Source organism: Deltaproteobacteria bacterium (assembly GCA_013151235.1).
In the GTDB taxonomy this organism is placed as follows: Bacteria; CG2-30-53-67; CG2-30-53-67; order CG2-30-53-67; family CG2-30-53-67; genus JAADIO01.
This window is the reverse complement of record JAADIO010000040.1, coordinates 40,017-50,004: the sequence shown is the minus strand read 5'-3', so window position 1 is coordinate 50,004 and position 9,988 is coordinate 40,017. Positions and strand designations below refer to the sequence as shown.

Genomic DNA, 9,988 nt, shown 5'->3' with positions numbered 1-9,988 from the left:
CGATCTATCTTTGCCGCAAGTACAGCGAACGCAGTTTGAGTGAAATAGGAGATTTTTTTGGTGGGCTGACTGTTTCGGCGGTCAGCCAGACGGTGAGGCGTCTTGACGCCCTGCGGGCTTCGGATAAACGGTTCGCCCGGCGGTTGAGAGTTCTTGAACGAATGGTGAAAATGTCAAATGTGTAGCTCTGACCCTATATGACCCCTGTAACCGAGGAGTTCCTTCTAATCGAACCAACGTGGGGTTGGAGTGAACCGCCATAAGGGGGATTATGCTCTGCTTTGGAACGTACGGGTGATATAATTATCTTGGAATGATTTCTTTGCATATGGACAAGGGATGTACCTTCATGTGAGGGAGACTATGTGGTGTTCCGGACATGCAATGTGAGCCGGCGTTTTCTTTTGGTTCCATAATGGAGTTTGAGCCATGAACATAATTGCAATTTACGATTGGGGAAAAGACGTAGATCGTTTATCGGAAGTCCTTGCGGTGACTCTCGGCAAGACGGTGTATGAAGCGCGTTCGCGTTTGTTTTCTTCCGGTGCCGGGCCATCTGTTGTAGGTGTGTTCCATGAGCTGGGGCCTGCTGAAGAGCTTGCCACGAAACTTAGGGAGCATGGTTTCAGGACGCTTGTTCTCCGTCATGAGGAGGTTGAGTCCGATCGTACACGTTTCCTTGTAAGGAAGTTTGAATTGACTCCGCGATCCTTGTGTGCTGAAGGTCGTCACAGGCAAACGGTTGATCTGCTTTATGGCGACGTCCAATTGATCCTCTACGGTTCCGCTGTGACCGTCCGTACGGAAAAGGAAATGGTGAAAGAGCGCAGGTTCAGTGCAGGAAGGGTCATCATGACGCAGGGGTTGATGTTAACCAAAAAGACAAGGCGGCAAGTCCGGACCGAGGAGCAGGATCGTGAGCGTTTTCTTTATCTTTATTCGAAGAACCGGCCGACGGTTGTGATGCGTGAGAATGGACTCCAGTATGTTTCTCTCGGGAAGGCATTGCAGGTTTCGCAGGCAGCGAACTTCAATCATGTTGTTTCGGAATTGCGAAGACAAATCCCGGATGCCGTGTTCGATGATCGTTTATTGACCCGGGGCGGCCAGACACGGATCCTGGGCCCTTTACTGACACCCGAGAAACATCTGGATGTCGCTGCAGCATTGCTCGTAAAGGCATTGCCGATGGCTTCTTGATTACATGCAGGGGGTAGGCTCTTTTTCCTTTTGCGATCCGGCCGATAGCGTCATTCCTGATTCCAGGGACTGATCTTGAGGATTAATCGGCCCCGGAATCCGGGTCGCGGAGGATGGGTGTCCCCGGCTTTGAATCCCATGTAAGGGGTGGCCGTCGTGTCTTCGATCTCTTTCATGCCGGCAGCGAACCCCCGAACATAAATAATAGGGTAGTACGGTGCTTCTATTCGCATAATTTTTTCTCCTTTCCGTCTCCCGTTACCGGGGAATTCCAAGGTGCGTATGCAATATTCAACCCATCATATATGATAAGTTCAGCCTTGTAAATTCGACAAAACCTCCTGCTGTTCCGGTTTTTTTGGGGGACAAGAGAGAAGACGTACAACGCGGGAATTCAAAGAAAAGGGGCTTGATGGTGTTTACGTCGATCCGGCTGTTTCGGGATGTCGGATGTGAGGCTTGGCACCGGTGTGCTATTTCGGGGGTCTGCGATAATGTTTCCACAGCATAATCCCGAGAGGCGACAGGAGTAGGAAAACCATCCCACCATCCGGTCCCTGGGAAGGGGAGCCTTGCCGGATGAGTGAGCAGCCTCCCCCGCCTCCTCCCCCTCCGCCGGCAGCGGGCGGTGATGTGACGGCTTCCTGCGATGTTGTATGTTGTGTCTGGTCAGGCGGAGTGGATGTCCCTCCTGATCCATTGCTGCTTCCCCCATTTCCATCATTCGTATTGACGCAGTTGTCATCGATTATACCGTTACAGTCGTTGTCGATTCCGTCACCGCAGATCTCTGTTTGCGGCGGGGTTTCTCCCGCGCAGGTTGTTTCCCAGACCCCGTTGGTGCAGGTCTGAACACCCGTGCTGCAGGCGCCGACATCGGTCCCGCAGGGGCGTGACGTGCCGTTGGTACAACTGCATCCTTCGTCGATGACCCCGTTACAGTTGTTGTCGATTCCGTCGCAGAGCTCCGGGCTTGGTTGCGGCGCCGTACAATCGACCCAGGCGCCCGAGGCGCAAGTTTCCGTCCCTGTTCCGCAGGCTGTGGAGCAGCTCCGGGTCAGGTTTTCGTCAACGGTGCCGTTGCAATTGTTGTCCAGTCCGTCGCAGATTTCGACGGGTGTCGGACCGCAGGTTCCGCAGGCGTTGGTGACCCCTTCATCGATTTGGCCGTTGCAGTTGTTGTCAATCCCGTCGCAGACTTCATTCAGTACGGGCGGGGCCGTGCAGTTGACCCAGGCCCCGGCGGAACAGGATTCGGTTCCCGTGCCGCAGGCCGTGGAACAGGCTTGTGTCAGTCCTTCATCGATGACCCCGTTACAGTTGTTGTCGATTCCGTCGCAGATTTCGGGCGGGTAGGGATCCGGATCACACAGATCCCCGATTCCGTTGCTGTTGCAATCGTTCTGACCGGGATTCGCGGTATTCGGGCAGTTGTCAAAAGCATCACAGACGTTGTCTCCGTCGTTATCGCTCAGACAGGAAGCGGTAAAATCCCGGCTGGTGACGGGAAGCCCGACGAGGTTGATGCTGAGGGCGGACGGAGTAAAGACGTAGCCGTTGAGGGTGGGGGTGACGCTGTAGTCTCCGTTGTCCAGACCGAGGAAGGTATAACCTCCCTGGGTGTCGGTGCCTGCCGTGAGGTTGGTCGGACCGTTTAGTGTAATGGTTACGCCGTTTAGTCCGGTTCCGTTAAAAAGGACTGAGCCGGTGATCATTCCCCGGGCAAGACGCACGGGCCAGACATAGCGTTTCCGGTTTGCCTTGAAATTGGCGACGACATAGCCGCTCCCCATATGGACGACCCAGGCGTTTCCCGTATCGGCGGCCTGGGTGGTGCCGCTCCAGTAAGCGGCGTCGGTCCGGATGTTGTCGAAGGGGGCTCCTCCGGTGAGTGCGGGGCTGTTTTTTTCTGCGTCAATGAAGCTTTCCAATTCGACTACGTTCGGGAGGCGCCAGTCGTCGTGTCCGAGAAAAAGTTCACGATTCAGTTTTGTTACATAGTTGAGGGCATCGGTCCAGTAGACCCGTCCGTCGCCGGGGGAGTCGTCATTGTCGAAGGATGGGTCTCTCGTGGCCATGAGGTTTCCGTCCCTGGGGATCATGAGTCCCGTGAGATGATCGAGAACACTTCCGTCGCCGAGGTCGGTGTAGCGGGGAGAGGGCCACACGCTTCCTGCTGCGATGTCTCCGTCCTGTCCCGTTCCGGAACAGGCGATGGGATTCCCTCCATCGTCATAGCAGGAACTCTGTCCCGTACGGGGAAGCTGAAGCGCTCCGGTCGTTCCGGTCCGGACCGGCCAGACATGGCCTCCGCTCCCGGTTTTTGCCGTATCCCAGATCTGACCGTTGTACATGTCCACGGTCCATGCTCGGGTCGGATTTTGCGATGCCGTTGTGGACGTCCAGTAAGGGGCGGAAACGACGGAGACGAAGGGATGATAGAGCGGGAGGGCGGGGTCGTGCCGGCTGGAATCGACAAGGCTCATCAGTTCCTTCCGGTTCGGAAGGTGCCAGTCGGAATAGCCGAGATATTTTTCACTGTTAAGTTTGTCGAGATAGTCGAGGGCCGACTGGAAGGGAACCTTTCCGTCACCGTCAGGATCAAAGGAGAAATCTCTGGAGACCATGAGGTTGGCGTCGGTCGACCAGAGGAGCCCGGTCAGCGTATCGGTGACACTTCCGTCGCCGTTGTCGGTAAAGCGGGGGGAAGGCCAGGCCAGGCCGGCCTGTAGTTCTCCGTCGTCACCCGATGCGTAGGTCGTGTACTGTCCGGTCCGGGGCAGCAAGACGGCGCCGAACGCCGGTCCTGCAATTTGCAGAAGGCAGAACAGAAGGGCAAGAAAGATGTTCATAACTGGGATTCCTCAGGATGTGACAGTCGATTTCCCACAGGTGTTGCGATTTCGGAGGGTGTGCCGCTGTCGTTTGAAGACGTAGCGGATGATCATCTCCCGGTCGTCCTCATCAATTTCGATGAACTTCAGGGCGGTTGCAAAAACAGGTGTGCCTTCTTTGGAAGTTTTCTCCGGGACCACCCGGGTGACCTCGGCGATGGTGAAGAGGGGGATCGGTGGAAACATGGGAAGTGTGATTTCCAGACCGATTTTCTCACCGGGGCTGAGCTGTTGCGGCAAGACCAGACGGAGTCCTCCGCCGCTCAGGTTGACTTCCCGGCAAAGGTCCTGTTCGATGTCGGTGAGCCGGTTTTCCACCATTAACCGGAGGAGAATATTCAGTTTCCGGTCGATCTCGGTCAAGACCCTGGCTGTGCCCGGTTCAATTCCTTCCGGATTGATGGGGTCGGGGTCCCGCAGTTTTTCCAGGTTGAGCCCCGACAACAGTGAAGCGATGGATTCGGGGTAGGTTCCCCCTTTCTGCTTTTTGCATCGTTTTCGGGCTTCTTCATATTCCGATTCATCGAGGATCTTGTACTTGACCGGCAGATAGGCCTCGACGCGAACGTATTCTCTTTGTTCAGGCATAGACATTTCTCCTTTGTTTTATCAAAAAAGCAAGGTCTGTGCCAAAAAGGGGCCATGGAGCTAAAATGATATAACCCTCTGATTTTAAAATAAAAATATCGAAGACAAAGAAGATCTACTCTTCCGGGTCCATCGGGGATGCCGTCTGAAATCGGTCGGTTGTCAAAGGTTTGTCGGGGAAGGGGGGTCAGGAGACGTTTCGTGCTTCTTGGCGGATGATGTCCCACCGGATTCCGGGATTGACCTTCCGGTTGCCGTATTTACGCAGGCATTCCAGAAAGGCCTCGGAGACTTCCGGGTCGAACTGGCTCTTTCGGCACCGCTGAATCTCGGCCACGGCGAAGTTGTGTCCACGCGCAGTCCGGTAGGGGCGGGTGGAGGTGATGGCATCGTAGGTGTCGGCAACGGAGAGAATCCGTGCCGGGACGGGGATTTCCGTTCCCGACAATCCGTCGGGATAACCGGTTCCGTCGAAACGTTCATGATGGTGCCGGACAATCGCCTGCTCAAGTTTGAGGAATTTCAGGGGCTTGACGATGTTTTCGCCGATCACCGGGTGGGTCTTGATGATCGAAGCTTCCTTGTCGTTCAGTCTTCCCGGTTTCAGAAGGACCGTATCCTGGATCCCGATCTTCCCGATATCATGGATAAAGCCGGCAAAGCGGAGCGTCTCCATCTCCGAACGGGGGCGTCCCATGTAGCGGGCCACCAGAATCGACAAGTCGGTGACCCTGCGGGAATGGTCCCTGGTGTAGAGATCTTTGGCCTCGACGGCCATCACCAGGGAACGGAGGGTATCGATCAGGTTGTCATAGAGGCTTTCATAAAGGGCATGGTTTTCCAGCGCCAGGACGCATTTCGTGATCATGCTCTGGAGAAGATGAAGTTCCTTGTCGGTGAAGGCGCTTCCCGATCTCGGCTTGGAGATGTTGAGGACCCCGAAGAGTTCGTTTTTCACCATCATCGGTAGAGAAAGAAAAGGGCCTCTTGAAGCATGGGGGATGGCGACCGTTTCCAGCAGATCCGCGGGGACGACGAGAGATCTTTTGTCCTGGGCCACCCGGCCGACCAGGCCTTCCCCGATGGGGATTTCCGGCACATTGGTCTCCATTCCGTGAACCCGTTTCGGAATGAGTCGGTTTGTATCCCGGTCGAGGAGCAGGATGGAAATCTCCCGTGCCTTTGTGATGACTTTCGTCATTTCCACGAGCTTGTCAAAGAGGGTTTCCATGTCGTCGGAGTGATGGGCGATCTCGCTGATGGAATACATGATGGAGAGTTCCTCCACCTTCAACTCGAGTTTCCGGTTCAGCTCCTCGATTTCCTGCTTGTTCTGAAGTTTCCGGTTCAGGCGACGGTTTTCCAGTCGGAGGTTCTCCTCCTTTTCGATCCGCCGGATGATGTGCTCGATATGCACCAGACTGACCGGTTTGGTGATGAAATCATCGGCCCCCTGTTTGATCGCATCGACGGCCAGGGTGATGGTCGGGAATCCGGTGATCATGATCACCGGCGTATTGTCGTCTTCCGCCCGGATCTTCCGGAGGAGTTCGATCCCGGTCATTCCGGGCATGTTGATGTCGGAGAAGATCATGGCATAGTCATTTCGGCGGAACCGTTCAAATGCCTCCGCACCGTTTTCCGCAAGGTCGGCTTTGAAACCGGAGTGGAAGAGGAATCGTTCCAGCACGGAGAGATTTTCACGGTCGTCGTCGGCGATCAGTATTTTTTTGTTCTTCGGCATTGTTTTCTCAATGGGCTGGTTCGGTTCCGTTTGAAACGTTGTGCGAACAGGGCTACGAAGGATCCTGGGGAGACCCTGTCCGATTGAATCTGGCCCAGTACTTCCGGGCCTCGTCTTCGCTCATTTCCCCGGATTCCAACATCTTCTTCAACTGTGTGATGACCCGTTCCCGGTAGCTCTGTTTCCGTTCTCCCTGTGCATATACGACCGGCAGGGCTTTCCGGGCAAGCGGGAGTTTGAGATCAAAGTTCCCGAGGAAGAGGGTTTCTTCCCGTTCTTTCACTTGGCGGATTCGGTTTGTGAGCGTTGTTACCCGTTTCGTCAGATCCTTGATCTCTTCCCGGTTTTCCCGGATCTTTTGCGCCAGCGCCTCTTTCTCCCGGGTCAGGAGGATCTTTTCACAGGCGTTCCGGACGAGGACCTCCATCTCCGCCAACTTGAAGGGCTTCGTGATATAATCGTAGGCGCCTTCTTCAATGGCCTTTAGTGTGTTCTCCAGGGAGGCATAGCCGGTAATCATGATCACCAGAGGGGGATTCTCTTTCCGTTGTACATCACGGAGAAGTTCCATCCCGTCCATTCCCGGCATGTTGAGATCGGTCAGGATCATGTCGAAAGAATCCCGGTCCAGGAGCTCTTTCGCCTCCAGACCGTTCCTGGCGGTGGTGATGGCTCTTTCTTCATTGGCGAGCAGTCCCACCAGCACGTCCCGGGAGGCCTTTTCGTCGTCCACGATGAGCAGTTTGACTCGGCTTTTCATCCCCTTCATAAAGGGTCCTTTCGGGGCGGTCCGTCGGGTTAGCGGATTTTCCTGATGATCTCGGCCACGATCTCCCGCTTGATCTGTTCTTTTCTTCCTTCTCCGGAGATCTCTACCCGGTCCGGTTCCAGCGTCTCTCCGCCGGATGAGGGGGGCTGATCGTTCGACACCGTCCTTGCTGCAGGTTCCCGATAGATCTTCAGGATATTATGAATTTGGTAAGGCAGGATGTTCATAGAGAGACCTCACGGGTTTGCAGAGAGAACCTGTATATACTATCGTCATTTTCCGGAAAAACTTGAGGATGGATTGAAAAAAATCAGGGAGAAAACGGATTCAAATAAATTGACAGTTTTTGAAACGGTTTGATATGATGGAACCATAGTAAAAATACGCAGTTATCGTAGATGTCTTTAATAATTCAATAAATTGTTGATCTCAGGGTGGACTGTGAACCATCGTTTTTCCCGAAACCTGATGCTCCTGAAAGAGCATTTTCCAGAATTGGAAGAGCGAATCTCTGACCCGAGCGATCCGGCGCTTCCCGTTCCGGTACAGGCGAAGAGCGGCCACTGGACCCTCCGGCGGTCTACACCACGGGGGGGGGAGGTCTTCCTTCACAGCCCCGGGGACCCGATCGACGAAGGGGAACGGATGGCCGGAACGATCCCCTCCGAAGCGGCCATGGTTGTCTTTCTGGGCGGCGCACTTTTCTATCACATCACGGCGGCACTGCGGCGGATCGGGGAAGATGTGCCGATCGTTGTCGTGGAAGAAGCCCCCGCCGTCTTCACGGCGGCCCTTCGCCTCTCGCCCGTATCGCCGGTCCTGGAACGAAAGGAAACGCTCCTGTTTGTGGGAGACCCTGCAGGAAAGGTTGTTGAATCTCTCATGAACCGTTATCGGCCGGAGACCATGGCCGGGATGGTGATTCACCGCCACCTTCCTTCTCTGGAGACGGCCCCCGAGGCTTATCGTGTCGTTGAAAGAAAGTTGAAAAACCTTCGGGATTTGTCCGACTGCCGTTTCAACGATCCGGAACTGGATGCCTGTCTCTATCCGGTCGAAGATGTGCTTTCGGTCGGTTACGACGAGGCCCGCAGGATCTTCCCGCCTGCGGCCGGGCAGGCCGGTGAGATGCGGGAGGTCTTTCATCTCATGGAACTTCTGCGGCGGGAGGGTTGAACATGGGTGCGGGAATCGATCCGCGAAAGATCCTCGTCATACGAACCCATCGTATGGGTGATATCCTTCAGGTTACTCCCATGATCCGGGGACTGCGGGAGCGCTATCCCGGCGCATCGATTTCCGTCCTCGTGGCGGAAGGGTTCGCTGAGGCCCTGAAGGGGAATCCCGATGTTGATACCGTCATCCCCTTTCCGAGAGTTGCCTGGATTGACCGGTTCCGATCGGGGGAAAAGATCGACTGGGGGGGCTACCGGGAGATTCGGGATCTTGTGCGGAGACTTCGCAGGGAGCGGTTCGACCTGGTGATCAACCGGCAGTTCACCGATTTCGAGGCGTATCTCACCTCCCTCATTGCGCCTGCGGCGCTTCGGGGAAAGGTCATGGACGGGCAGGGGAATATCCGGTATGCCGATGCCGTGACGAAGCGGGTTGTCGCCGACACCATGGCGTTCGGGCGCAACCCGGCGCTGGTGAATCTCGTCGATCTCTCCTGCGAGGTGGCCGGGGTTTCTCCCTCGGAGCGTCGGTTGATTTTTTCCGTCTCCCCGGAAGTGAGGACTGCCTGCCGCAAGCGGCTTATGGATCGGGGCATTCCGCCGGAGCGACCGCTCTACGGAATCCAGCCGGGGGCCTCCCGTTCCTTCAAGAAAGTAGAAAATGATTCCCTTGCCGTCGTCGTCGATTACCTTGTTGAGCGGAAGGAAGGGGCGGTTCTTCTTTTCGGAACCGGGGAAGAAAGACCTGCCGGCGATACGCTCCTGCGCAGGCTGGGTCCCGGCGCTGATTCCGTCCTGAATCTCATGGGGGAGACGACCCTCGAGGAGTTAGGCGGTTTTCTTTCGTTCTGCAATCTTCTGGTCACAGGTGACACCGGCACGGTCCACGTGGCCGCCGCTGTCGGAACGCCGACCCTGTCGGCATCCTACGGGATGACCTACCCGTACGAGACGGCGCCCTACGGCCTGGGGCACCTGATCCTCTATTCCGATCTAGCCTGCGCCCCCTGTGACGATCCCGATGACTGTCCTCATGAAATGGCTTGCCGAGGGGTCCTACGGCCGGAGGTGATGGCCCGGGGAATCGACCTGGCCCACGCGCTTGCCGCGGGAGAAGACGAAGAGGTCCGCCGTCTCCGGCAGGACCCGATCTTCCGGTCCGTTCGTCTCCTCTATACAGGCAGGGCTCCGGTCACCCCGCCGCTCAAACTCTGCGATCTGCGGGTGGAGGTTCCCCCGCTTCCGGTTTCGGCGAAGCCCCCCACGCTCGATCGGGAAACCTCTCATCCGAAGCCTGCGTTGGAGAGTGTCGAGGTGTTCGATACCCTGGAACAGATCCGCAGTTCCGTTTCCGCCGCCGTGGATGCGTTCTCCGGGGGGGATAAGGGGGGCGGGTTCCAGGCGATTCTGCCGGTCTTTGATCTTATGAGCGGGGTTATAGGCAGGATCGGGATTGCGGAACTTCCCTCCGGACTTCTCCCACTCTTAAATCGGCTCGGCCAGGTCATGGAGCGTATGGACATCACTCTCCTGCAGGAACTCCTGGTTCGGGAGATGCTTCCGATGCTGGACGAGATGGAACAGCGTTCCGCAGAAGATCTGAAAAAGATGTTTTAAA

The 9,988-nt window shown here is 56.0% G+C and carries 8 protein-coding genes; 3 read left to right on the top strand and 5 right to left on the bottom strand.

Annotated features, from left to right (window positions below; genetic code table 11):
* Positions 1-696: 696 nt before the first annotated feature.
* The gene (locus GXP58_08045; protein NOY53556.1) at positions 697-1,200 is read left to right on the top strand and encodes a hypothetical protein; all 504 of its coding nucleotides are present in this window, start codon (positions 697-699) and stop codon (positions 1,198-1,200) included.
* A 473-nt stretch (positions 1,201-1,673) separates the two neighbouring features.
* Here GXP58_08045 and GXP58_08040 read toward each other — a convergent pair whose 3' ends face one another.
* The 5 genes from GXP58_08040 to GXP58_08020 all read right to left on the bottom strand — a co-directional run bounded on the left by GXP58_08040 (position 1,674) and on the right by GXP58_08020 (position 7,422).
* A complete protein-coding gene (locus tag GXP58_08040) occupies positions 1,674-4,052 on the bottom strand; it encodes a DUF1566 domain-containing protein (protein NOY53555.1) in 2,379 nt (792 codons plus the stop codon).
* Between the two features lie 12 nt (positions 4,053-4,064).
* The gene (locus tag GXP58_08035; protein ID NOY53554.1) at positions 4,065-4,682 is read right to left on the bottom strand and encodes a PilZ domain-containing protein; all 618 of its coding nucleotides are present in this window, start codon (positions 4,680-4,682) and stop codon (positions 4,065-4,067) included.
* Between the two features lie 187 nt (positions 4,683-4,869).
* Positions 4,870-6,426, bottom strand: coding sequence for a response regulator (locus GXP58_08030; protein NOY53553.1), 1,557 nt, complete (start codon positions 6,424-6,426; stop codon positions 4,870-4,872).
* Positions 6,427-6,478: 52 nt separating this feature from the next.
* Positions 6,479-7,186 (bottom strand): response regulator, encoded by a 708-nt coding sequence (locus GXP58_08025; GenBank protein ID NOY53552.1) that lies wholly within the window; start codon positions 7,184-7,186, stop codon positions 6,479-6,481.
* Positions 7,187-7,224: 38 nt separating this feature from the next.
* Positions 7,225-7,422, bottom strand: a complete 198-nt coding sequence (locus GXP58_08020) for a hypothetical protein (GenBank protein NOY53551.1) — start codon at positions 7,420-7,422, stop codon at positions 7,225-7,227.
* Positions 7,423-7,636: 214 nt separating this feature from the next.
* Between GXP58_08020 and GXP58_08015 the strand changes: the two genes are divergently transcribed.
* On the top strand, positions 7,637-8,371 hold the full coding sequence (locus GXP58_08015; protein NOY53550.1) for a hypothetical protein: 735 nt from the start codon (positions 7,637-7,639) through the stop codon (positions 8,369-8,371).
* Between the two features lie 2 nt (positions 8,372-8,373).
* Entirely contained in the window at positions 8,374-9,987 is a 1,614-nt protein-coding gene (locus GXP58_08010) for a glycosyltransferase family 9 protein (protein NOY53549.1), read from the top strand.
* Position 9,988 lies beyond the last annotated feature (1 nt).

Excerpts from the sequence above, each read along its gene's own strand:
- GXP58_08010 (NOY53549.1), top strand. The coding sequence starts at position 8,374 with ATGGGTGCGGGAATCGATCCGCGAAAGATCCTCGTCATACGAACCCAT.
- GXP58_08020 (NOY53551.1), bottom strand. The coding sequence starts at position 7,422 with ATGAACATCCTGCCTTACCAAATTCATAATATCCTGAAGATCTATCGG.
- GXP58_08040 (NOY53555.1), bottom strand. The coding sequence starts at position 4,052 with ATGAACATCTTTCTTGCCCTTCTGTTCTGCCTTCTGCAAATTGCAGGA.
- GXP58_08030 (NOY53553.1), bottom strand. The coding sequence starts at position 6,426 with ATGCCGAAGAACAAAAAAATACTGATCGCCGACGACGACCGTGAAAAT.
- GXP58_08025 (NOY53552.1), bottom strand. The coding sequence starts at position 7,186 with ATGAAAAGCCGAGTCAAACTGCTCATCGTGGACGACGAAAAGGCCTCC.
- GXP58_08035 (NOY53554.1), bottom strand. The coding sequence starts at position 4,682 with ATGCCTGAACAAAGAGAATACGTTCGCGTCGAGGCCTATCTGCCGGTC.